Raw genomic sequence first — 22,993 nt, 5'->3', positions numbered from 1 at the left:
ATCGCGCATGACCGAACCGAACACTGCCTTCCCCACGCCCTCCGCCGCCCCGGCCGCCAGCGACTTCGCCCAGCTGCCGCTGTCGCCCGCCGTGCTGGCCAATCTGCAGACGCTCGGCTATGAGCGGATGACGCCCATCCAGGCCGCCAGCCTGCCGCTGAGCCTGGCCGGCCGTGACCTGATCGCCCAGGCCAGGACCGGCAGCGGCAAGACGGCCGCCTTCACGCTGCCGCTGCTGGCCAACCTGAACCCGCGCCGCTTCGCGGTGCAGGCCCTGGTGCTGTGCCCCACCCGCGAGCTGGCCGACCAGGTGGCCGGCGAGGTGCGCCGCCTGGCCCGGGCCGAGGACAACATCAAGGTGCTGACGCTGTGCGGCGGCTCGCCGGTGCAGCCGCAGCTCGTCAGCCTCTCGCATGGCGCGCACATCGTGGTGGGCACGCCCGGCCGGGTGCTCGACCACCTGGACCGGGGCAGCCTGGCGCTGGATGCGCTGGGCACGCTGGTGCTGGACGAGGCCGATCGCATGCTCGACATGGGCTTCGCCGACGAGATCAAGCAGGTGCTCAAGCACTGCCCGGCGCAGCGCCAGACGCTGATGTTCTCGGCCACCTACCCCGAGGGCGTGCAGGCCCTGGCCGCGCGCTTCATGCGCCAGCCGCAGACCGTGACCCTGAAGGAGGCGCCCGCGCCCGATCAGATCCGCCAGCTCTTCATCGAGGTCACCGAGACCCAGCGCCTGCACGCGGCGAGCCTGCTGCTCAAGCACCACCGCCCGGTGAGCACGCTGGCCTTCTGCAACACCAAGCAGCAGTGCCGCGATCTGGTGGCGGTGCTGCAGGCCCAGGGGATCTCGGCGCTCGAACTGCATGGCGACCTGGACCAGCGCGACCGCGACCAGGTGCTGGTGCGCTTCGCCAACCGCAGCTGCAGCGTGCTGGTGGCCACCGACGTGGCCGCCCGCGGCCTGGACATCGCCCAGCTCGAAGCGGTGATCAATGTGGACATCAGCCCCGAGGTGGAGGTCCACACCCACCGGGTGGGGCGCACCGGCCGCGCCGGCGAGACCGGCCTGGCCCTCAGTCTGGCCAGCCTGGACGAGATGGGCCGCGTCGGCCGCATCGAGCATGCCCAGGGCCGCACCTTCGAGTGGCTGCCGCTGGCGAGCTTGCAGGCCGCCGAGGACGCCCCGCCGCTGCTGCCGCCGATGGTGACGCTGCAGATCCTGGGCGGGCGCAAGGAGAAGATCCGCGCCGGCGACGTGCTCGGCGCCCTGACCAAGGACCTGGGCCTGAGCGGCGCGCAGATCGGCAAGATCAGCATCAACGAGTTCAGCACCTATGTGGCGGTGGCGCGCGAGATCGCGCCGCAGGCGCTGCGCGGCCTGAGCGCGGGCAAGGTCAAGGGCCGCTCGGTGAAGGTGCGCCAGCTCTGAAGAGCCGGGCGGTCGGTCGGCGCCGGCGCGCGGCTCAGTCCGGCGTGTCCACCACCACCTCGATCAGCGGCACCTCCCAGCGCTCGCAGTGCAGGTCGGCGCGGAAGGCCTCGCTGGCCTGCGCGCGCTGGCGCACCAGGATCGCGGTGACCCGGCCGGGCAGGCCGGGCGCCCGCGCCCGCTGCTCCAGCCCCCCGGCCCGGCGCGAGAGCTGGCCGACCCACTCGCCGCGGGCGTTCTCGATGCGCCGGCCGATCAGCCGCACCGGGTCGCCGGCCTCCAGCCGTGCCAGCCGCGTGTGCAGCACATGACCCGGCGGCATGCGCCCGGCGTGCCCCAGGTCGATGTCGGCCGGGCTGACCGGCAGCATGCGCCGGTGCGCTGACGCCGTGCCCGGCGGGGTCGCCGGCCTCAGCTCGGCCAGAAGCGCCAGTCCGCCCGTCTCCTGCAGCGCCTCCAGCCCGATGTCGTCCATCAGGCCGTGGCGCGAGGGGCGTGCGCGCATCAGGACCAGCGTCTCGACCGCGCGGGTGGCGGCGACATAGAGCAGGCGGCGCTCGTCGTCGCCGGCCAGCCAGTCGTCGCCATCCATGACGATGACATGGCGGAACTCCAGCCCCTTGGCGGCGTGGGCGGTCATCAGGCGCAGCGCCTGCGGGCTGGCGGCGCGGCGCGGCTCGCGGGCCAGCGTGTGCAGCTGCTCGATCAGCTCGGCCGGGCGGGCGCGTGCGGGCGCGACCTGGGCCAGCTCGGTGGCCAGCAGCAGCAGGTCCTGCCAGATCGGGTGGCTGGGGCGGTGGCGCGCCTGCAGGCCGGCCCAGCGCATCGGTGCGGCGGCGCGACGATGCGCCACGCCGGGCCGCTCCAGCAGATCGAGCAGCCGCCGGCCCTCGCGGGTGTGCAGCACCGTCAGCCGGTGGGTGGCCTGCGGGCGCGGCGCCACCTCGCAGCGCAGGCCCTCGAGCAGGCACAGCGCCTGCACCGCGGCCAGGCTGCGCCGGGTGCGCGCCAGCACCGCGATCTCGCCCGGACGCAGCGCGGCGTCCTCGGCCAGCAGCCGGCGCACCTCGTCCAGCACCCGCGCGGCCTGCAGGCCGGCGTCGGCGGGCGCGTCGATCAGCCGAACCGGCGCGCCTGGCGGCTCGTCCTGGCGCGATGCGGCGCGGCGCACCGGGGCATCCGCGCCCTTCATGCGCTCGGTCACCGGCGCGATCAGCCGCTCGGCCACCGCCAGGATCGGCGCGGTCGAGCGGAAGTTCTCCAGCAGCAGCGTGGTGCGGACCGGCGCGTAGTCGTCGCAAAAGCGCCGGATGAACTCGATGCTGGCGCCGCCGAAGCCGTAGATGGTCTGGTCATCGTCGCCGACGGCCATCAGCTGGGTGCGTGGTCCGGCCAGCGCGCCCACCAGCGCGTACTGCGCCGGGCTCATGTCCTGGTATTCGTCGACGAACAGATGGGTCGGGCGCGGCCGCTCGGGCTCGGCCTGCAGCAAGGCCACCGCTTCGTCGAGCATGCGGGCGAAATCGATGGGCACGCCCTCGTGCTCGCTGTCGGCCAGCGGGCGGCCGATCAGCCGCAGCGCCATCGCGTGGTGGGTCAGCACGGTCACGCCGCGTGCGGGCTCGCCGGCCAGGGCGTGCAGGCGCTGGCGCAGCTCGGCCGCGGCGCCCCGGTTGAAGGCCAGCGCGACGATCTGGCGCGCCGGCACCTGCCGCGCCTGCAGCAGCCAGGCGATGCGGTGCGCGATCACCCGCGTCTTGCCCGAGCCCGGTCCGGCCAGCACCAGCTGGTGGCCGTGGTCCGGTGCGCTCACCAGCGTGCGCTGCACGGGCGTCAGGGGGCCGAGCAGGCGCTGCTGCAGCGCCCGGTGCGTGGCCGAGCCCGGCAGAAGATCCTGATCGCGCAGCTGCTGCAGCGCCTGCAGCAGGGCGTGGGCCGGCTCGTGCAGCGCCGCCGTCAGCACGGCATCGCCCGGGTCCAGCAGCGCACGCAGCGCCTGTTCGGCCTGGGCGATGCGGTCGCGGGCGGCGGCGGCGTCCTCGGCGTCGTCAGGGGCCAGCGGGGCGGGTGATCGGGGGGCGGCACTCATGCCCGGAAATCATCCCATGAATGATCTCCCCCACCGTTCTTGCCGCGGCCAGCAGCGCGCGTTCGCCCGCCGCCCCGCGCCGCCCCACGAGCTGCAGCCCGACCGGCAGGCCCTGCGGACCGAGCAGGCCCGGCACGTTGACGCACGGGTGCCCGAGCAGGTTCCAGACGCGGCTGAAGGCCGGGTCGCCCGTGGCCTGCAGCCCGGCCGGTGCCTCGCCGGGCGCGGCCGGTGCCACCAGCGCGTCCACCTCGCCCAGCAGCGCGTCCAGCACCTCGCGGCCCTGGCGAGCCAGCGCCTGCGCGGCGGCGACCTCGGCCGCACCCAGGCCCGTGCCGTGCTCGAGCAGCTGGCGCAGCGGCGCGCTCAAGTGCGGCCCGTGCTGCGCGAGCAGCGCAGCCAGATGCTGCGCCGCCTCGTGCGCCATGATCGTCTTCTGGGCCTCGAACAGGCCGCCCAGCGGGTCCGGCGGCCACCATTCGCGCGCTAGCACGCCGGCCTGCGCCAGCCGCGTGATGCCGGCCTCGAAGGCGGCGGCGCCGCCGTGCTGCATCAGCGGCCACTCGCGGGTGCGGCTCCAGGCCAGGCGGGGCGCGGTCTCGGGCAGTGGCCGCCAGGGCTCGCCGTCGAGCGCGGCGCGCAGCAGCTCTAGGTCGTCGGCGCTGCGTGCCATCCAGCCCAGCGTGTCGAGCGATTCCGACAGGCCCTGCACGCCGACGAGCCCGTGCCGGCCGTGCGTGGCCTTCAGCGCCCAGACGCCGCAGTAGGACGCCGGCCGGATCAGCGAGCCGGCGGTCTGCGTGCCGAAGGCCAGCGGCACCATGCCGGCGGCCACCGCCGCGGCCGAGCCGCTCGACGAGCCGCCGGGCGTGTGCGCCGGGTTCCAGGGGTTGGCGGTCGGGCCGGGCTGGAAATAGCCGAACTCGGTGGTGACCGTCTTGCCCATCGGCACCGCGCCCAGCGCGAGCAGCTGGCGCACCAGCGGTGCGTCCTCGGCCGGGCGGCGCTCGGCGAAGACGGCCGAGCCGAAGCCGGTCGGCCAGTCGCGGGTGTCGATCAGGTCCTTCAGGCCGACGGGCAGGCCGGCCAGCGGTCCCTGCGCCGCTGCACCGCCGGGCGCAGCGTCGAGCGCGTCCGCCCGCGCCAGCGGCAGCCGCGCGTCGAAGGCCTGCCAGGCGTGGATCGCCGGATCGAGCGCCTCGATGCGCGCGACATGGTCCTGCACGATGTCGCGGGCGCTGCAGCGGCCCTCGCGCAGTTGCGCCCGCAGCGCCAGGGCGCCGGGCATCTCGTGGCGGGTCATCATCGGACGCCGCCTCAGCCCAGGCGGCGCTGGCGCGCACGCATCTGGCGCACCATCGCGGCGAAGAACTTCTCGGCGAAGTCGTTGCCGTGGATGAGCTGCTGCGTGAGGTCCGCGCAGCGCTGGCTGATCGTGCGCGGCAGCGCCACGTTGTCGCCCGGAATGCTGCCGGCGGCCCCCTGGATCTCGGCGGCGCGCTGCACCGTCCACAGCAGGAAGAAGGTGCGCGGGATGTCCATCTCGCCCACCGCCACACCGTGGTTGCGCAGCACCAGGATGTGCTTGTCGGCGCCGAGGCTGGCGAGCATGCGCGGCTTCTCGTCGGCGAACAGCGTGATGCCCTCGAAGTCGTGGTAGGCCACGCGTCCGGTGAGCTGCGCGCCGTAGAAGTCGTCATGGCCGAAGCCGGCGCGCTTGAGCGCGATGGCCGACACCGCGGTGGTGTGGGTGTGGATGACGCAGTGGATGTCGGCGCGCGCGGCGTGGATGGCGCCGTGCAGCGCGAAGCCCGCCGGATTGCCGTCGAAGGGTGAGTCCTCGACCTTGCGGCCGTTCACGTCCACCTTGATCAGGTTCTCCGGCGTGACCTCGTCGTAGTTCAGCCCGAAGGGGTTGACCAGGTAGTGCTCGGTGCCGGGCAGGCGCGCCGAGATGTGGTTGAAGATGGTCTCGGTCCAGCCGAAGAAATCGACCAGGTGGTAGCAGTCGGCGAGCTGCTGGCGCAGCGCCCATTCGGTGGCGTCCCGGTGGGCGGGCAGCAGGTCCGTCGGGGCAGGGTGCATGTCCATGGCGTGGGGTCCGGTTCGGGGTCGTGGGTCGGTCGTGGGGGTGGGGCTTGCCGCGAGGCCGCGCTCAGGCGGCCTTCAGCGCGCAGGCCGGGGCGGTGTCGGCGGCGCGGCGGGCGGCATGCCAGCGGGTCTGCGCCAGCAGCGTGCGGGTGGCGGGCATCGGCAGCGCGTACAGCTCGGCCAGCTCGACGATGGCGTCGCCGATGGCCGCCAGCTCCAGCGGGCGGCCGCGCTCGAAGTCCTGCAGCATCGAGGTGCGCACCGCGCCCATGCCCGCGCCCAGGCGCAGGAACTCGATCGGGTCGATCTCCAGCCGCGCGCCGTGGGCGGCGGCCGCCAGCATCGCCTCGTGCATGACCGCGCGCACCGTGTCGAGCAGCACCGGGTCGCTGTAGATCTGCGCCAGCGTCGTGCGGGTGACCACCGACAGCGGGTTGGAGGTCAGGTTGGCGATCAGCTTGGTCCAGAGCTTGTCGCGGATGCGCTCGAGCGGGCGGGCCTCGATGCCGGCGTCGGCCAAGAGCGCGCACAGCGCCTGCAGCCGCGGGCTGATGCCGCCGGCGGGCTCGCCCAGCATCAGCAGGTGGGGCGTGCGCGAGCGCACCCGGCCCGGCGCCTCGGCCTCGGCGGTGACGAACACCACCGCGCCGAGCACCTGCGCCAGCGGCAGCAGCGTGCCCAGGCGCTCGCCGGGGTCGACGCTGTGCACCGTGCGGCCGTCGAAGCGTCCGCCCGCGCCGTGGAAGAACCAGAAGGGCACGCCGTTGACCAGCGGCACGATCAGCGTCTGCGCGCCGATCGCCGGCTGCACCTGCGCGGCCAGCGCCGGCAGGTCCTGCGACTTGCTGCACAGGAAGATCACGTCGGCGATGGCACCGGGCTCGGCCAGCGCCTTCACCGGCGTGCGCCAGTGCCCGTCGAGGTCGTCCAGCTGCAGGCCATGCTGGCGCAGCGCCTGCAGCGTGGCGCCGCGCGCCAGCAGCTCGACCGTGTGGCCGGCTGCGGCCAGCCGGGCCGCCAGCGTGCAGCCGATCGCGCCGGCGCCGGCCACCAGCAGGCGCTGCGGCGTGGAGGGAGAGAGCATCGTCATCGTCATGCAGGGTGAGGTTTCAGTCGTCGGCGCTGTAGCCGCTGGCGCGCACTACCGGCCCCCAGCGCTCCAGATCGGCGCGCACCAGTGCGGCGAAGTCGCGCTGCGGCAGCGTCATCGGATCCAGGGAAAGCTGTTCGAGCTGGGCCAGCAGCGGTGCGGACCGGGTGACCGTGCTGATCGCCTGGTGCCACTGCTCGATCTGCGCGGCGGGCGTGCCCGCGCGCAGGTAGGTGCCGTAATAGACCTCGGCGCGGATCGCCGGAAAGCCGGACTCGATGAAGGTCGGCACCTCGGGCAGGCGCTTCCAGCGCTTCGGGCTGGCCACCGCCAGCGCGCGCAGCCGGCCGCTGCCCAGGTGCGGCATCGCCAGGCTCATCGAGGTGACGGTGCTGGCCATCTGGCCGCCCATCACGTCCTGCACCGCCGCCGCGCCGCCGCGGTGCGGCACATGCAGCAGATCGACCTGGCTGGCGTGCCCGAGCTGGCTGCCGACGAAGTGCATCGTCGTGCCGGCCGCGGCGGTGGTGTAGACCGCCTCCTTGGGGTGCTGGCGGCACCAGGCGAGGAAGTCCGCCAGCGTGCGCACGCCCGCGGGCACCATCGGCCCGACGCACAGCCCCACCGGCTCGGAGGCGATCGGCGCCACCGGCACCACGTCGGTCAGCGTGCTGTAGGGCAGCCGAGGGAAGACATGCGGGTAGATGGTCAGGATCGGATCGGCCGAGACCATCAGCGTGCGGCCGTCGGCCGGGGCGTTCTTCAGTTCACTCACCGCGATCCGGCCACCGGCACCGGGGCGGTTCTCGACGATCAGCGGCGCGTCGCCGTGAGGCAGCCGGGTCTGCAGCGCGCGCGCCAGCACGTCGGCGGTGCCGCCGGGCGGAAAGCCCACCAGCAGACGGGTGGCCGTCGATGCCGATTGGGCGCGGCTGCTTGCCGGCCAGGTCGCCAGCAGCGCGGCGCTGCCCAGCGCACCCAGCGCGTGGCGGCGGGAGAGACGGGAAGGGATGTCGTCCATCGAAGGCTCCTGCAGCGGGTGGCGAGAGGGGGCCGGGCTCAGGCCGCGGCGGCGCCCAGCGCGTGATAGCGCCGGTCGAAATAGGCCAGGCCAGCCGGCGCGGGCGTGTCGCTCGCATCCAGGCGGATCTCGACCAGCTCGACGATGAAGACGCTGTGCGTGCCGACCTCGTGGGTGGCGACGATGCGGCCGTCGAGCTGCACCAGCGCACCATTCAGGCCGGGCGAGCCGCTGGCGCGGGCTTGCCAGGGCGTGCGCGCGAAGCGCTCGTCCATCGGGATGTCGCGGCTGGCAAAGCGCGCCGAGACCTCCTGCTGCGCGGCGGCCAGCACGTTGACGCACAGCACGCCGTTGGCAGCAAAGAATCGGTGCGCGTGGCTGCTGCGGTTCATGCAGACCAGCACGGTGGGCGGGCTGTCGGTCACGCTGCACACCGCGCTGGCGGTGAAGCCGGCCGCGCCGGCCGGGCCGGCCGTGGTGATGACGGTGACCGCGCCAGCCAGGCGTGACAGGCCGCTGCGGAAGGCCTCGGTGGAGACGGGCGCAGGAAGATCGCTCATGTCAGGCTCCGTGGAGATCAGAGATCCAGCACCAGGCGGGCCGAGCGCGCGCGCGAGCAGCACACCAGGATCTGGTCGTTGTCGGCCTTCTCCTCGTCGGTGAGGTAGGCGTCGCGGTGGTCGGGCTCACCTTCCAGCACGGTGCAGGCGCAGGTGCCGCAGACGCCCTCCTCGCAGGAGACCGCCACCTTCACGCCGACGCCGCGCAGCGCCGCCAGAAGCGACTCGGTGGCGCCGACCTGCACGGTCTTGCGGCTTCGGCGCAGCTCGACCTCGAAAGCGCGCTCGCCGCCTTCGGGCGCGGCCGCCACCGGCGCGCTGAAGTACTCGCGGTGGCGCTGCGCGGCGGGCAGGCCGGCGGCCTCGGCCTCGGTCAGCACCCAGTCCATGAAGCCGCTGGGGCCGCAGACGTAGACGTGGCTGCCGGCCGGGGCGGCCTTCAGCCGGGCCTGCGGGTTCAGCGCAGCGGCCGGATCACCGGCCCCCTCGTCGTCGAAGTGCAGCTGCACCCGCGCGGCCCAGGGCGCGGCCTCCAGCTCGCCCAGGAAGGCGGCCTGGGTGCGGCTGCGGGCGCAGTAGTGCAGCTCGAAGGAGGCGCCCAGCGCGTGCAGCCGCCAGGCCATCGCCAGCATCGGCGTGATGCCGATGCCGCCGCCGATCAGCACGCTGTGCGGCGCAGCTTCTTCCAGCGGGAAATGGTTGCGCGGCGCTCCGATGGCCAGGCGTGTTCCCTCGGTCAGCAGGTGCTGGTGCACCGCCTGCGAGCCGCCGCGCGAGGCCGGGTCCTTGAGCACGCCCAGGCGGTAGCGGCGGGTGTCGGCCGGGTCGCCGCACAGCGAATAGGGCCGTACCAGGCCGCCGGGCAGGTGCAGATCGATATGGGCGCCGGCGGTGAAGGCTGGCAGCGGGCGGCCGGCGGCATCTTCCAGCTCGAAGACGGCCACGCCCTGGCCCTGCAGCGCCGGCGCGCGCACGATGACGTCGAGGAGTTCGGTGTTCATGGTCTTCCTTCTCAGCGCATGAAGAGGCCGCCGTTGAGGTCCCAGGCGGCGCCGGTGACGCTGGCCGCACCCTCGTCGGCGAGCAGGACCACGGCCTTGGCGATGAAGCGCGGGTCACCCAGGCGCTGCACCGGAATGGTCTGGACGATCTGCGCGAGCTTGTCGGCCGGCACCATCGCGTGCACCGAGGGCAGGTCCAGAGGCCCCGGCGCCACCGCGTTGACGGTGACGCCCTGGGCGGCCAGCGCGCGGGCGAAGATCTTGGTCAGCGTGAGGATCCCGGCCTTGCTGGCGGCGTAGTGCGCGCCCGAGGCCGTGCCGCCGTTCTGCCCGGCCAGCGAAGCGACGTTGACGATGCGCCCGAAGCCGGCGTCCGCCATCGCCTGGCCGATGACCTGGCAGCCCAGGAAGCAGCCGCGCAGGTTCACGTCGGTGACGCGGCTGAACTCCTCCGGGCTGATCTGCATGACCGGCGTGGTCATCGTCAGCGCGGCGTTGTTGACCAGCACCCGCGGCACGCCCCAGCCGCTCTCGGCCAGCCAGGCCAGCGCCGCCTCGAAGGCGCCCTTGTCGAGCACGTCCAGCGCCAGGCCGGCTGCGGTCTGGCCATCCGCGTCCAGCGTGGCCGCAGCGGCCGCCACGGCCGCACCGTCGCGGTCGGTCAGCAGCACGCGGTGGCCGGCGCGGTGCAGCTCGGTGGCGATGGCCAGGCCCAGGCCGGTGCCGGCGCCAGTGACCAGCGCGACCGGGGAGGAAGAAAGGGTGCCGAGGCTCGTCATCGCTGCACTCCGCCTCAGAGGATGAAGCCGATGCCGGCCAGGGCGTCGGTCGAGTTGATCAGGCGCAGCACCTTGCGCTCGATGCGCCAGCCCTCGCCGTTGCGCGCCATCGTCCAGGTCACGTCGGCGGTGTACTGGTGGCGGTGGGTCTTGCGGAATTCGTGCAGGTCCTGCACGCCGCGCAGCACGACGGTGAGGCCGTCGTCGGAGAGCACCCGCAGGCGCGAGACGTTGCGCACGGTGCGCGCCATCGGCTGGGTCGAGACCGACTCGCCGCTGGTCAGCCGCGCCACGCGGGCGCTGCGCATCGCGGTGTTGTCGTGCGCGTAGTTCAGCGTGTTGTCGAAGTCGGTGGCCTCGGGGTCGATCGGCACGATGTAGGTGCCGGCGGGCGACCACAGGTCGAGCCAGGCGCCGTATTCATGGTGGTCGAGCATGTCGGCCTCGGCCCAGACGAAGGCGGTGAGGCTTTGCAGCAGAGGAAGGTTCATGGCAGCAGGGGGGAAAACGGTTCGGTGGGGAGGGGCATGAGACGCAAGCGGCGCGGCGGCGCTCACTCGGCCGTCATCAGCTTCTTCCACTGCTGGTAGGCGGCGCGCATGCCGGTCTCGGCGCTGACGTCGCTGGCGAGGCCGTCCTCGGTCAGGCGCTCTCCCGGCAGGCCGCGGTTGACCAGGATCCACAGGTCGCGGCCGGCCTTGGCGCCTTGCTGCACGCGCTCCCAGGCCTCGCTGTCGTCGGGCGTGCCGAAGCCCATCGGGCCCTGGAAATGCTCGTGCAGGCGCAGCCGGGCCTGGTTGGCGGCGGCCGGGCCACCGTCCATCACGATGGCCGCGTGGTGGATCTCGGTTTCGTTCACCGACACCGGCTGCAGCACGCGGAAGAAGGCCATCGAGCAGGCGATGTTGGGGAAGAGGTTCAGGTTGAAGCCCGTGCCGCCGACGGCGCGCACCAGGCGGCGCACCTGCTGCTCGTCATGGCCTTCCTGGCGCAGCGCCTCGGCCAGCGCCTCGAAGCGCTCGGGGATGGGCGCATCCAGGTTCTCTTCCAGATCGACCAGCTGCGGAATCATCACCATCACGCTGTGGCCGTTGCCCAGGTCCTCCACATAGCCGGGGCCCTTGACGAAGTCGAAGACCTCCTTGGTCTGCTCGTCGATCGAGCTCAGGAAGCTCTTGTGCACCAGCGGGAAGTGGTAGGCGTCGGTGGTGTTCTCCAGCTGGATCTTCCAGTTGCCGGGGAAGCGGAAGCGGTGCTCGCCGGCCACCTTCACCGGATAGCCGCCGGCCTGCTTCATGAACAGGTCGATCCACTTCTTCGCCGGGCCGAGCCAGTCCACCAGCGGCGCGATGTCCTCGCGGAAGGTGGCGAAGACCATGCCGTTGTAGGTCTCCACGCGCAGGCTGACCAGCGGGAACTCGCCCTTGTCCAGGCAGTCGCCGTAGCTCTCGGGGAAGGGCACGCCGCGCAGCTGGCCGTCCAGCGCGTAGGCCCAGCCGTGGTAGGGGCAGACGAAGCTGGCGGTCTTGCCCTTCTTGTGCTCGCAGACGGTGGCGGCGCGGTGGCGGCAGCGGTTGAGCAGCACGTGGATCTGGTTCTTGCGGTCGCGGCTGACGATCACCGGCTCCATGCCCACCCAGTGCGTCTTGAAGCTGCCGGGCTCGGGCAGCTCGCTCTCGTGGGCGACCCAGACCCAGCAGTTGCGGAAGATCTTGTCCATCTCGGCGTCGAAGATGGCCGGGTCGGTGTAGAGGCTGGTGTGGACGCGGTCGGTGCGCACCAGCTCGCCGTGGTCGCGGCTCGGGCGCTGGAAGGTGATGGGGGAGATCGGTGCGTTCATGTCGGTTCTCGAAAGGCGTTCGGTGTGGGGCGGGCGCGGCGCGCGATCAGTCGTGGCGCGCGGGCACCGGCAGGGCGGCCTCGGCATGCCAGCCCGTCACCGGGCGGCTCAGCAGGTTCTCGGTCTCGAAGCGGGCGATGCGCCAGGCGCCGTCGTGGTCTCGGCGCATCTGCAGCTGGAGCTGCGCGGCGTTGAGGTGCGAGCCACCCGCCGAGAAACTGGAGGTCTGCAGCATCTGCCACGCCGCCGTGGCGGTGTCCGCGCCGGTGGCCTGGATCTGCTCGTTGCACAGGAAATGCGCGTTGAAGCTGAAGTGCGGCGCGCGCACCGGCGTCTCGCCGTCACCGGGCATCGAGCCGCGGTAGCGGCCCAGCATCGCCACGATGGCGGCGCGGCCCTGGTGACCGCCGAAGGCGCTGCCATAGCGCGCCCCTTTGCCGGCCCAGACCGCATCTTCGGTGAAGCAGTCGCCGAGTGCGTCCATCGGCGTCGTGGCGTCGAGCCGGTCGCACAGCGCCATGTAGCGCAGCACGCAGGCGCGGATCGCCTCGGCGTCCTCGAAGCGCTGCAGGCGAGCCTGCAGCGCGTCCAGGCGCGACATCAGGGGGGCGAGATCGCTCATGGCGGCGGGCCTCAGGCCTGCGCGGGGGCGGCGGCCGGCGGCAGCAGGTGCGGCGGCACCACCAGCTCGCGGCCCATGCGGGCCTCGACCTTGGCGTACTTCCACAGCTTGTACGGCCCCTGGCCGACGACGATCGTGCGGAACAGGTTGCAGGCCGCGTGGACGGTGGCCTGATCCGGCACGTCGGCCAGCACGTAGCAGGTCCAGGGCCACTGGGTGGAGGGGCCGACCATGCTCTGGTCGTCGTCCATGTTGCCTAGCACGGTCACGCCGGGCAGCGCGGCGATGCCGTTCATCATGCTGCCGAAGGCCAGCCAGACGTCTTTGGCCTCCTCGGGCGTGGCGTCGAAGAAGTTCTGGTTGATGCCGATGCAGAAAAGGGTGCGGATCGCCATGTCGGGGCTCCTGGAGTCGGGTTCGGGTCGGCGGGGGGTCAGAGAAATCCCGGCAGCGGGGCCAGGCCGAAGCTCATCGCGCCGGCGTTCTGGTAGGTGATGTCGCCCATGAAGGCGTGCTGGGTCAGCACCTGCGCATCGCGCACCTGCTGGGAGATCGGGCTGTCGTGGTAGACGCCGGTCATGCCGGTCTGCATCTGGATGGCCCGCGCCACCTCGGCGCCGGTGCGCGCGGCGTGGGTGGCCGACAGCCGCAGCAGCCGGGTCTGTTCCGGGCTCACCTCGTCGCCGGCGAGCAGGCTGTCCCAGGCCTCGTCGATCGCGTCGAAGAAGAAGGCGCGGGCCGAGCGCAGCTGCGCCTCGGCGCGGGCCAGCTCGATCTGCACCTGCGGCCGGTCGGCCAGACGCGGCGCGCCGGTCACCGAGGGGCGATCGACCGCCAGCCGGCGCAGCTCCTCGATCGCGCCGCGGGCGATGCCCAGCGACACCACGCTGAGCACCTGCGCCGCAAAGGCCAGCGTGGGGTAGCGGAACATCGGTTCCATGCGCTGCGAGCGGCTGCCACGCACGAAGGTCCAGTCCTCCGGCACGACCACCCGGTCCACCACCACGTCATGACTGCCGGTGCCGACCAGACCGGTGACGTTCCAGGCGCGCTCGATCTGAACCTTCTCGCGCGGCATGACCGCCATGCGCGGCAGCGCGGTCTTGTCGCCCTCGACCGGCGCGATGCCGACGCCGATCACGTCGGCGCCGGTGCAGCCGCTGGACCAGGCCCAGCGGCCGCTGACCTCGAAGCCGCCGGCGACCTTCGGCGCGCGCTGCGGCGGAAAGATGCCGCCGGCGAAGACCACGTCAGGGCCTTCGGCGTAGATCGCCGCCAGCGTCGCCGGCGGCAGCGCGGCCAGGTAGGTCACGCCCATGCCGAAGCTGGCGACCCAGCCGGCCGAGCCGTCGGCCTGCGCGATGGTCTCGACCAGCTCGCAGAACTCGCGCGGCCCCTTCTCGTCGCCGCCCAGGGCCTTCGGGACGAGGGCGCGGTAGACGCCCAGGCGGCGGAACTGCCCGATCACGTCCGGGGCGATCTGCTGCAGCCGGGTGAACTCCTCGCGGCGGCGGCGGATGTCGCTCAGCAGCAGGTCGGGCGAGAGGGGGGCCAGGGCCGGCGGCGTGGGATCCGATGAGGCGGTCGCCAGCGCGGCGATGGGGGTCAGGACGCTCATGCAATGGGCTCCGTTCGGGCTTGCGATGGGCCAGACGATAGCGAAATAAAACGTGAATCGTCAACTAATTTTTTGCTGATCTGCGGTCGGTCAAAGTTGGTGCAAACCCGCTGTGATAACGCTGCATACTGGCGCAAAGTGCACCTGTTTGGACGGTTGATGCGCATTTATTGGCATGGACATCGGCCTCGTGCGCGTCTATATGCTGGAATTTTCAAGCAGATAAAAATGTGAATTGGCACGCAATCTGCTGTATCCCTGCCAACGCTTTCCGACCGGCGGTCCGTCCGCCGGATCCGCTTGACCGACGCCCTTCAACGGAGCCCTTTGCCCATGACGTTCCCGACCTTTTCCCGAGTCGTCTCTGCTGTGGCCGCGACCACGGCGCTGACCCTGAGCGCCGGCGTGGCGCAGGCCCAGATCAAGGTCGGGGTGGTGACCTCCTCGACCGGCCCGATCGCGCTGGTGGGGCAGCCGCAGAAGAACACCGTGCCGCTGCTGCCCACCGAAGTGGCCGGACAGAAGGTGCAGTACATCGCGCTGGATGACGCCAGCGATCCGACCGCCTCGGTGGCGGCCTTCCGCAAGCTGATCAACGAGGAGAAGGTGGATGCCATCATCGGCCCGAGCGGCTCGCCCAACGCGATGGGCGTGATCCAGTTCGCCGCCGAGGCCGGCGTGCCGATGTTCGCCCCGGTGGGCACCGCCGCCGTGGTGCTGCCGATGGACGACAAGAAGAAGTGGGTCTTCAAGACCACGCAGAACGACGACCTGATTGCCCGCGCGCTGGTGCAGCACATGGTCGCGGCCAAGGTGAAGACCCTGGGCTTCATCGGCACCGCCGACCCCTACGGCGACAACTGGCTCAAGGTGGCGAGCGCGCTGGCGGAGAAGTCGGGCCTGAAGATCGTCGCCACCGAGCGCTTCCAGCGCCAGGACACCTCGCTGACCGCGCAGGGGCTCAAGGTGCTGGCCGCCGCGCCCGAGGCGGTGCTGATCGCCGCGCCGGGCAGCTCCGCAGTGCTGCCGCAGACCACGCTGTTCGACCAGGGCTACAAAGGCCGCGTCTACCAGACCCACGGCGCGGCGCTGCCCGACTTCCTGAAGCTGGGCGGGCGCAAGGTCGAGGGCACGGTGCTGGCCGCCAGCGCGATGCTGGTGCTCGACCAGGTGAGCGACAGCCACCCGACCAAGAAGATCGCCGCGAAGTACGTGGCCGACTACGAGAAGCTGCACGGCAGCAAGCCCGCCACCTTCGGTGCCAACGTCTATGACGCCGGTCTGATGCTGCAGGCGGCCATTCCCACCGCGCTGAAGTCGGGCAAGCCCGGCACGCCGGCCTTCCGCAGCGCGCTGCGCGACGCGGTCGAGCAGATCCGCGAGCTGCCCGCCACCCAGGGCGTCTACAACCTGAGCCCGGCCGACCACAGCGGCTTCGACGAGCGCGGTCGCGAGCTGATCACCGTGAAGAACGGCCAGTGGACGCTGCTGAAGTGATGGCGCGGCGGACACGGCGGACACGACGGAGCATGTCATGAACACCCAGATCGCCCTGCTGCTGGGGCAGGACGGGGTGACCAGCGGGGCGATCTACGCGCTGCTGGCCCTGTCCATCGTCCTGGTCTTCTCGGTCACCCGGGTGCTGCTGGTGCCCCAGGGGGAATTTGTCACCTTCGGCGCGATGAGCATGGCGGCGATGCAAGCTGGCCAGCCGCTGCGGCTGGTGTGGCTGCTGCTCGGGCTGGCGGGCCTGCGGCTGCTGCTGCGCTTGGTGGAGGCGCTGCGCGGGCGCGGCCGGCCCGAGGTCGCGCCGCTGTCCTGGCGCGACGGGCTGGAGCTGACCGGCGCCCTGGCGCTGGCGGCGCTGCTGCACGCGGTCGATCTGCGCGAGGCGCCGCAGCTGCTGCAGGTGGTCATCGTGCTGCTGCTGGTGGTGCCGCTGGGACCGTGGCTCTATGACCTGTGCTTCCGGCCGATCGCCTCGGCGCACGGGCTGGTGCTGCTGATCGTCTCGATCGCGCTGCATGTGGTGCTGGTGGGCCTGGCGCTGATGATGTTCGGCGCCGAGGGCGCGCGCACCCGGCCGTTCTCGGAGGCGGTGTTCGAGCTGGGCGCGGTGCGGCTGCAGGCGCAGACGCTCTGGGTGCTGGCGGTCACGGCCGGCCTGATCGCCGCGCTGTATGTCGGCTTCGAGCGCACGCTGGCGGGCAAGGCGCTGCAGGCCACCGCGGTCAGCCGGCTGGGCGCGCAGCTGATGGGCATTTCGCCGACCGCGGCCGGGCGCACCAGCTTCGCGCTGGCGGCGCTGATCGGGGCGCTCTCGGGCGTGCTGATCGCGCCGGTGACCACGCTCTATTACGACTCGGGCTTCCTGATCAGCCTGAAAGGCTTCGTCGGGGCGGTGGTCGGCGGGCTGGCGAGCTTTCCGGTGGGCGCGGCCGGCGCGCTGGGCGTCGGTCTGATCGAGGCCTTCTCCACCTTCTGGGCCAGCGCCTGGAAGGAGGTGGTGGTGTTCACGCTGATCCTGCCCATCCTGCTGTGGCGCTCGCTCGCCGCCGGTCATCGCGAGGAGGAACACGCATGAACACGATCGTTGCCGCATTGCGCGGCCTGGGCGGAACGCTCGACACGAACGCCGGCCTGGTGGCTGTGCCGGTCTGGCGGCCGCTGATGCCGCTGCTGCTGTGGTTCGTGCTGCTGGCGGTGCTGCCATGGTTGCCGAGCTTCCAGGTGACGCTGCTGTCGCACATCGGCCTATCGGCGCTCTCGGCGCTGGGGCTGGTGTTGCTGACCGGCGTCGGGGGGATGACCAGCTTCGGCCAGGCGGCCTTCGTGGGCCTGGGCGCCTACACCGCCGCGGTGCTGACGCTGGGCGGGCCGGCCTTGCCTGAAGGCCTGGCGTGGCTGACCGGATCGCCCTGGCTGGCCCTGCCGGTGGCGCTGGCGCTCACGCTGGCGGTGGCGCTGGTGCTGGGGGCACTGACGCTGCGCCTGTCCGGTCACTATCTGCCGCTGGGCACCATCTGCTGGGGCCTGGCGCTCTATTACGTCTTCGGCAACAGCGAGGCGCTGGGCAGCCACACCGGCCTGACCGGTCTGCCGATGCTCACGCTGGGGCCGTGGCGGCTGGAGGCACCGGCCGACATGGCGCGGCTGATCTGGGCGGTGCTGGGCCTGGCGATGGTGCTGGCGCACCAGCTGCTGGACTCGCGCAGCGGCCGGGCGATGCGCGCGCTCGACGGCGGCCAGGCCATGGCCGCGTCGATGGGCGTGCCGGTGCTGCGCATGAAGATGGCGGTGTTTGCGCTGTCGGCGCTGCTGGGCTGTCTGTCGGGCTGGCTCTATGCCTTCGAGCAGCGCTTCGTCAGCCCGGCGCCCTTCGGCGTCGGTGCGGGCATCGACGTGATGTTCATGGCGCTGATCGGCGGCGTCGGCCACCTGTGGGGCGCGCTGGCCGGGGCGGCGGTGGTCACGCTGGTGCGCGATCTGCTGCAGGACTGGCTGCCCGGGCTGCTGGGGCAGGGCGGCAACTACGAGGCCATCGTCTTCGGCCTGCTGGTGATCGTGCTGATGCACCGCGCGCCGCAAGGGCTGTGGGGCTTCGTGGCGGCCCGCTGGCCGAAGCCGGCCCGTCCGGCCACGGCCGAGGCGGGTGCGACGCCGCTGCCCCGGCGCACGCTGCCGGCGCGCGGCGAGGTGGTGCTGTCGGCGCGCGGCCTGACCCGGCGCTTCGGCGGCCTGGTGGCCAACCGCGACCTGAGCTTCGACCTGAAGGCCGGCGAGGTGCTGGCGGTGATCGGCCCGAACGGCGCGGGCAAGAGCACGCTGTTCAACCTGCTGTCCTGCGTGGACCGGCCGACCTCGGGCGAGGTGAGCTTCCTCGGCCGCCCGAGCACCGGCCTGACGCCGGCCCGGATCGCCGCGCGCGGCCTGTCGCGCACCTTCCAGCATGTGAAGCTGCTGCCGACGATGAGCGTGCTCGACAACGTGGCCATCGGCGCGCACCTGCGCGGCTCGGCCGGGCTGCTGCGCAGCGCGCTGCGGCTGGACCGCGCCGAAGAGGCCCGCCTGCGCGCCGAGGCGCGGCGCCAGCTCGATCGCGTGGGCCTGGGCGCCTGGGCCGACCGGCCTGCCGGCAGCCTGGCGCTGGGCCAGCAGCGCCTGCTGGAGATCGCCCGCGCGCTGTGCGCCGATCCGGCGGTGCTGCTGCTCGACGAGCCTGCCGCCGGCCTGCGGCTGCAGGAGAAGCAGGCGCTGGCCGCGCTGCTGGGCCGGTTGCGGGAGGAGGGCCTGGCGGTGCTCTTGGTCGAGCACGACATGGACTTCGTCATGAGCCTGTCCGACCGCATCGTCGTCGTCGTCTTCGGCGAGAAGGCCGCCGAGGGCCTGCCCGACGAGATCCGCCAGCACCCGAAGGTGCTCGAAGCCTACCTGGGAGCCGACCTGTGAACACCCCCTCGACCCCGAACCCCGCCGGCGAGCCGCTGCTGCAGGTCGATGATCTGTCGGTGGCGCATGGCCGCGTCGAGGCGCTCTCGGGCGTGAGCCTGACGGTGCGCGCCGGCGAGATCGTCACCGTCATCGGCCCCAACGGCGCGGGCAAGAGCACGCTGCTCAACGCGCTGATGGGCAGCCTGCCGGCGCGTGGCGGCACCATCCGCCTGGCCGGCGAGGCGGTGCAGACGCTGGCGGTGGAGCGCCGCGTCGGGCGCGGCCTGGCGCTGGTGCCCGAGACGCGCGCGCTGTTCGCGTCGATGTCGGTGCTCGACAACCTGCGCCTGGGCGGCTATCGCTTTCGGGCACAGCCCGTGCCGGAGCAGCGCCGTGCGCTCGACGAGGTGATGGCGCTGTTCCCGCGCCTGGCCGAGCGCGCCGGCCAGGCCGCCGCCACGCTGTCGGGCGGCGAGCGCCAGATGCTGGCGGTGGGCCGCGCGCTGATGGGCCGCCCGCGCCTGCTGATGCTCGACGAGCCCAGCCTGGGGCTGGCGCCGCTGATCGTGCGCGACCTGTTTCGCATCATCGCCGGCTTGCGCGAGCGTGGCGTGGCGGTGCTGCTGGTCGAGCAGAACGCCCGCGCGGCCCTGCGGGTGGCCGACCACGCGCATGTGCTGGAGCTCGGCCAGGTGGTGCTCTCCGGGCCGGCGGCCGAGCTGGAGGGCCATCCGCAGGTGGTCGCCGCCTACCTCGGCCACGGCGGCAGCCACCAGGATCGGCTGGCGGCCTGAGCCGGGCGCGCCCGTATCATCGCCGTCCCCATGACGGCGAGGGCCACGACGATGAACGCGAGGCGATTGCAGGACACCGCGCTGCGCTACTTCCTGGAGGTGGTGCGCTGCGGCTCGCTGGCCGAGGCCTCGGCGCGGCTGCATGTGGCCTCGTCGGCGCTGAGCCGGCAGATCGCGGGCCTGGAGGAGACGCTGGGCGTGCCGCTGTTCGAGCGCCAGCCCCGCGGCATGGTGCCGACCGCCGCCGGCGAGCTGCTGGCCGCCCACGCGCGGCGCACCGGGCTGGACGCCGAGCGCACCGTCGAGGAGATCCAGGCGCTGCAGGGCCTGCGCCGGGGCCGGGTGCGCATCGCCGCCACCGAGGGCCTGGCTGCTGCCTTCCTGCCGCCGCTGATCGCCGCCTGGCGCCGAGAACATCCGCAGATCCGCTTCGAGCTGCAGGTGATGGCCGCCGCCCAGGTCACCGAGCGGCTGCGCGAGGGCGCGGCCGACCTGGGCCTGACCTTCTCGCGCGCGCCGGCCCCCGACATCGTGGTGGTGCACCGCCAGCCCTCGACGGTGGTGGCGGTGCTGCCGGCCGATCATCCGCTGGCGGCGGCGCGCACGCTGACGCTGGCGCGCCTGGCCGGCCACGATCTGGCCCTGCCTCCGCCCGACACCACGCTGCGCCAGCTGATCGACCTGGCGGCCAGCCGCCAGCAGCTGCTGATCGAGCCGGTGCTGGAGAGCGGCTCGCTGGCGGCGCTGCTGGCCTTCGTGCGTGCGGGCGGCGGCGCGACGCTGGCGGGCCTGCAGTCGGTGCGCCCGCTGCTGGCCGAGGGCCGTCTGGTCGTGCGTCCCGTGCGCGACCGCGGCCTGGACCTGCGCGACATCGAGCTGCAGACCCTGGCCGGGCGCACGCTGCCGGCGGCCGCGCGCAGCTTCCTCGACGAGCTGAGCCAGCGCCTGGCCGAGGGCGCGGCCGACTGACGCGCTGCGGCGGCGCCGTCCGGGGCGTCAATGCCTTGCTGGAACGGCAATGCAGGCTTCGAAAATCCATGCTTTGCGGCACTGCAGGCGCGCGGCACAGTGGCCCGGTGTTCCCTGGCTTCGCAAGGAGAAATGTCGGATGACCCGCGATGACGCGCTCGCCCTGGCCGAGCGTTACCTGGACGACGGCCGCTGCCGTCAGGACCTGGCCCGGCGCGTGGCGCTGGCCACCGAGAGCGATGCCGGCCAGCCGCCTGACGGGCTGCTGCGCGACTACCTGCGCGACGAGATGCGGCCTTCGCTGGAGGCGCTGGGCTTCGAGGTGCGGCTGCATGACAACCCGGTGGCCGGGGCGCCGCCGCTGCTCAGCGCCTGCCGGGTCGAGTCCGCCGCGCTGCCGACGGTGCTGAGCTACGGCCACGGCGACGTGGTCTCGGGCCAGGCCGGGCGCTGGGGCGCCGGGCGCGACCCGTGGCGGCTCGCCATCGACGGCGACCACTGGTATGGCCGCGGCACCGCGGACAACAAGGGCCAGCACACGCTCAACCTGGGCGCGCTGGCGGCGGTGCTCGAGGCGCGGGGGGGCCGGCTCGGCTTCAACCTGACCTGGCTGGTCGAGATGGGCGAGGAGGCCGCCTCGCCGGGGCTGCGCGCCTTCTGCGAGCGCGAGCGTGAACGCCTGCGCGCCGATCTGTTCCTGTCGAGCGACGGGCCGCGCGTGCAGGCCGGGCGGCCGACGCTGTTCCTGGGCTCGCGCGGCGCGGTCAACTTCACGCTCCGGCTGCGCTGCCGCGAGCGCGGCTGCCATTCCGGCAACTGGGGCGGGGTGCTGCGCAATCCGGCCACGGTGCTGGCCGCGGCGATCGCCTCGATGGTGGACGGGCAGGGGCGGCTGAAGGTGGCGGCGCTGCGGGCGCCCGAGGTGCCGCCGGCGGTGCTGGCCGCGCTGGCCGAGGTGCCCATCGGCGGCGGCCCGGCCGATCCGGTCATCGATCCCGGCTGGGGCGAGACCGCGCTGAGCCCGGCGCAGCGGCTGATGGCGACCAACACGCTCGAAGTCCTGGCGCTGGGCGCGGGCTCGCCGCAGCGGCCGGTCAACGCCATCCCGCCCGAGGCGGTGGCGCACTGCCAGCTGCGCTTCATCGCCGGCACGCCCTGGCAGGACCTGGTCGCCATCGTGCGCCAGCATCTGGCCGAGCAGGGTTTGCCGGACATCGAGGTCGAGGTCACGCTGTCGGGCGCGGCCACGCGCATGTCGCCCGACGCGCCCTGGGTGCGCTGGGCGGCCGGATCGATTCAGCGCAGCACCGGCCAGGCGCCGCATGTGCTGCCCAATCTGGCCGGCTCGCTGCCCAACGAGGTCTTCGCCGACCTGCTGGGGCTGCCGACGCTGTGGGTGCCGCACTCGCATCCCTCGTGCAACCAGCACGCGCCTGACGAGCATCTGCTCGCCCCCGCCATGCGCCAGGGCCTGCGCCTGATGGCCGGCCTGCTGTGGGACCTGGGCGAGCCGGGGCAGGCGCCCTGGCCGACCGCATCGACGCTGTCATGAAAGGATCGAGCATGTCGAACCCGAACCGCACTGTCTCCGTGATGCCGCGTCGTGCGCTGCTGTCGCGCCTGGGGCTGGCCTGCGTGGCGACGCTGGGGCCGGTGGCCGCGGTCGCCGCCCCGACCGCCACCGCCACCACCGTCGCCTGGCCGACGCAGACCCTCAAGCTGGTCGTGCCCTTCGCGCCGGGCGGCGGCACCGACATCGTCGCCCGGGCGCTGGGCCAGGAACTGGCGCGCGAGCTCGGCCAGCCGGTGGTGGTGGAGAATCGCCCCGGCGGCGCCACCGTGATCGGCGCGCAGGCGGTGGCGCGTGCCACCGACGCCCACACCGTGCTGCTGTCGGGATCGAGCACCTTCACCGTCAACCCGGCGCTGCGCGCGCAGCTGCCCTACCGCATCGGCCAGGACCTGCTGCCGGTGGCCACGGTGGCGAGCGCGCCGCTGGTGCTGCTGGTGGCGGCCAGCTCGCCGTGGCGCACGCTGGGCGATCTGCTGGCTGAGGCGCGTCGCCGCCCGGGCCAGCTCAACTACGCCACCTTCGGCAGCGGCTCGGCGCCGCATCTGGCCGGCGCGCTGCTCGGGCTGGCGGCGGACGTGAAGCTGCAGGACATCCCGTACAAGGGCAGCGCGCCGGCGCTGTCCGGCCTGGTGGGCGGCGAGCTGCAGCTGGGCATCGACACGGTGGCGGCCGCCGCGCCGCTGATCCGGGCCGGTCGGCTGCGGGCGCTGGCGGTGCTGGGCGCACACCGCGCCACGGCGCTGCCTGCCGTGCCCAGCGTGGCCGAGCTGAAGCTGCCGCAGGCGGCCTTCGAGGCCTGGTATGCGCTGGCGGTGCCGGCGAAGCTGCCCGAGGGGGCGCCGGCCCGGCTGGAGCAGGCGCTGCGTGCGGCGCTGGCTCGGCCGGCGCTGCGTGAGCAGCTCCAGGTGCAGGCGATGGAGCCGCAGTTCGTCGATGCCGCCAGCACCCGCCGGCGCATCGAGGAGGAGACGGCGCGCTACCGCGCGCTGGCGCACCGCGCGGGCATCGCCGCGGAGTGAGGCGCGGAGTGAGGCGCGGGCGGGCGGGTGCGCTAGCATCGGTGCCCCGCAGCGCGCCTGCCCG

General features: G+C 73.0%; 21 protein-coding genes. 8 read left to right on the top strand and 13 right to left on the bottom strand.

Going from position 1 to position 22,993, the window contains the following annotated elements; genetic code table 11:
* Positions 1 to 7: 7 nt before the first annotated feature.
* Positions 8 to 1,432 carry an ATP-dependent RNA helicase DbpA gene (gene dbpA / locus BW996_RS07410; RefSeq protein WP_051631957.1) on the top strand — a complete coding sequence of 475 codons (1,425 nt, stop codon included), beginning with the start codon at positions 8 to 10 and terminating at the stop codon, positions 1,430 to 1,432.
* A gap of 34 nt (positions 1,433 to 1,466) precedes the next feature.
* On the opposite strand, the gene BW996_RS07405 is transcribed toward dbpA, so the two are convergent.
* The 13 genes from BW996_RS07405 to BW996_RS07345 form a co-directional block, all read right to left on the bottom strand.
* The gene (locus tag BW996_RS07405) at positions 1,467 to 3,521 is read right to left on the bottom strand and encodes an ATP-dependent helicase (RefSeq protein WP_051631956.1); all 2,055 of its coding nucleotides are present in this window, start codon (positions 3,519 to 3,521) and stop codon (positions 1,467 to 1,469) included.
* The gene (locus tag BW996_RS07400) at positions 3,481 to 4,827 is read right to left on the bottom strand and encodes an amidase (protein ID WP_081838122.1); all 1,347 of its coding nucleotides are present in this window, start codon (positions 4,825 to 4,827) and stop codon (positions 3,481 to 3,483) included. The genes BW996_RS07405 and BW996_RS07400 overlap by 41 nt, the downstream gene beginning before the upstream one ends.
* Before the next feature lie 11 nt (positions 4,828 to 4,838).
* On the bottom strand, positions 4,839 to 5,612 hold the full coding sequence (locus BW996_RS07395) for a class II aldolase/adducin family protein (RefSeq protein ID WP_206539513.1): 774 nt from the start codon (positions 5,610 to 5,612) through the stop codon (positions 4,839 to 4,841).
* A gap of 64 nt (positions 5,613 to 5,676) precedes the next feature.
* On the bottom strand, positions 5,677 to 6,696 hold the full coding sequence (locus BW996_RS07390; RefSeq protein ID WP_037482365.1) for a ketopantoate reductase family protein: 1,020 nt from the start codon (positions 6,694 to 6,696) through the stop codon (positions 5,677 to 5,679).
* A gap of 25 nt (positions 6,697 to 6,721) precedes the next feature.
* Entirely contained in the window at positions 6,722 to 7,723 is a 1,002-nt protein-coding gene (locus BW996_RS07385) for a Bug family tripartite tricarboxylate transporter substrate binding protein (RefSeq protein WP_037482300.1), read from the bottom strand.
* A gap of 38 nt (positions 7,724 to 7,761) precedes the next feature.
* Positions 7,762 to 8,283 (bottom strand): flavin reductase, encoded by a 522-nt coding sequence (locus BW996_RS07380; RefSeq protein ID WP_037482298.1) that lies wholly within the window; start codon positions 8,281 to 8,283, stop codon positions 7,762 to 7,764.
* A gap of 17 nt (positions 8,284 to 8,300) precedes the next feature.
* Complete coding sequence (locus BW996_RS07375; protein ID WP_037482295.1) at positions 8,301 to 9,284, bottom strand: PDR/VanB family oxidoreductase; 984 nt, start codon at positions 9,282 to 9,284, stop codon at positions 8,301 to 8,303.
* Between the two features lie 11 nt (positions 9,285 to 9,295).
* On the bottom strand, positions 9,296 to 10,063 hold the full coding sequence (locus tag BW996_RS07370) for an SDR family NAD(P)-dependent oxidoreductase (protein ID WP_037482294.1): 768 nt from the start codon (positions 10,061 to 10,063) through the stop codon (positions 9,296 to 9,298).
* A gap of 14 nt (positions 10,064 to 10,077) precedes the next feature.
* Positions 10,078 to 10,554, bottom strand: a complete 477-nt coding sequence (locus tag BW996_RS07365) for an aromatic-ring-hydroxylating dioxygenase subunit beta (RefSeq protein WP_037482291.1) — start codon at positions 10,552 to 10,554, stop codon at positions 10,078 to 10,080.
* A gap of 62 nt (positions 10,555 to 10,616) precedes the next feature.
* The gene (locus BW996_RS07360; protein WP_051631955.1) at positions 10,617 to 11,903 is read right to left on the bottom strand and encodes an aromatic ring-hydroxylating oxygenase subunit alpha; all 1,287 of its coding nucleotides are present in this window, start codon (positions 11,901 to 11,903) and stop codon (positions 10,617 to 10,619) included.
* Positions 11,904 to 11,949: 46 nt separating this feature from the next.
* On the bottom strand, positions 11,950 to 12,525 hold the full coding sequence (locus BW996_RS07355) for a nuclear transport factor 2 family protein (protein ID WP_241461976.1): 576 nt from the start codon (positions 12,523 to 12,525) through the stop codon (positions 11,950 to 11,952).
* A gap of 11 nt (positions 12,526 to 12,536) precedes the next feature.
* Entirely contained in the window at positions 12,537 to 12,920 is a 384-nt protein-coding gene (locus BW996_RS07350; protein WP_051631954.1) for a hypothetical protein, read from the bottom strand.
* Positions 12,921 to 12,958: 38 nt separating this feature from the next.
* Positions 12,959 to 14,143 (bottom strand): acyl-CoA dehydrogenase family protein, encoded by a 1,185-nt coding sequence (locus BW996_RS07345; RefSeq protein WP_051631953.1) that lies wholly within the window; start codon positions 14,141 to 14,143, stop codon positions 12,959 to 12,961.
* 333 nt (positions 14,144 to 14,476) lie between these two features.
* Between BW996_RS07345 and BW996_RS07340 the strand changes: the two genes are divergently transcribed.
* The 7 genes from BW996_RS07340 to BW996_RS07310 all read left to right on the top strand — a co-directional run bounded on the left by BW996_RS07340 (position 14,477) and on the right by BW996_RS07310 (position 22,929).
* Positions 14,477 to 15,640: an ABC transporter substrate-binding protein gene (locus BW996_RS07340; protein ID WP_037482289.1), complete on the top strand. Its 1,164-nt coding sequence runs from the start codon at positions 14,477 to 14,479 to the stop codon at positions 15,638 to 15,640.
* Between the two features lie 37 nt (positions 15,641 to 15,677).
* A complete protein-coding gene (locus BW996_RS07335) occupies positions 15,678 to 16,727 on the top strand; it encodes a branched-chain amino acid ABC transporter permease (protein WP_037482286.1) in 1,050 nt (349 codons plus the stop codon).
* 86 nt (positions 16,728 to 16,813) lie between these two features.
* Complete coding sequence (locus BW996_RS07330; protein WP_076458832.1) at positions 16,814 to 18,592, top strand: branched-chain amino acid ABC transporter ATP-binding protein/permease; 1,779 nt, start codon at positions 16,814 to 16,816, stop codon at positions 18,590 to 18,592.
* Positions 18,589 to 19,368, top strand: a complete 780-nt coding sequence (locus tag BW996_RS07325) for an ABC transporter ATP-binding protein (protein WP_175619096.1) — start codon at positions 18,589 to 18,591, stop codon at positions 19,366 to 19,368. The genes BW996_RS07330 and BW996_RS07325 overlap by 4 nt, the downstream gene beginning before the upstream one ends.
* A gap of 51 nt (positions 19,369 to 19,419) precedes the next feature.
* Positions 19,420 to 20,337: a LysR family transcriptional regulator gene (locus BW996_RS07320; protein WP_037481684.1), complete on the top strand. Its 918-nt coding sequence runs from the start codon at positions 19,420 to 19,422 to the stop codon at positions 20,335 to 20,337.
* A 139-nt stretch (positions 20,338 to 20,476) separates the two neighbouring features.
* Positions 20,477 to 21,889, top strand: coding sequence for a M20 family metallopeptidase (locus BW996_RS07315; protein WP_037481681.1), 1,413 nt, complete (start codon positions 20,477 to 20,479; stop codon positions 21,887 to 21,889).
* Between the two features lie 11 nt (positions 21,890 to 21,900).
* A complete protein-coding gene (locus tag BW996_RS07310; RefSeq protein WP_037481678.1) occupies positions 21,901 to 22,929 on the top strand; it encodes a Bug family tripartite tricarboxylate transporter substrate binding protein in 1,029 nt (342 codons plus the stop codon).
* The last annotated feature ends 64 nt before the right edge of the window (positions 22,930 to 22,993 follow it).

The organism is Sphaerotilus natans (assembly GCF_900156335.1).
Classification (GTDB): domain Bacteria; phylum Pseudomonadota; class Gammaproteobacteria; order Burkholderiales; family Burkholderiaceae_C; genus Sphaerotilus; species Sphaerotilus natans.
The sequence above is the reverse complement of the archived record's forward strand: the minus strand, read 5'-3'. Positions and strand labels throughout refer to the sequence as shown.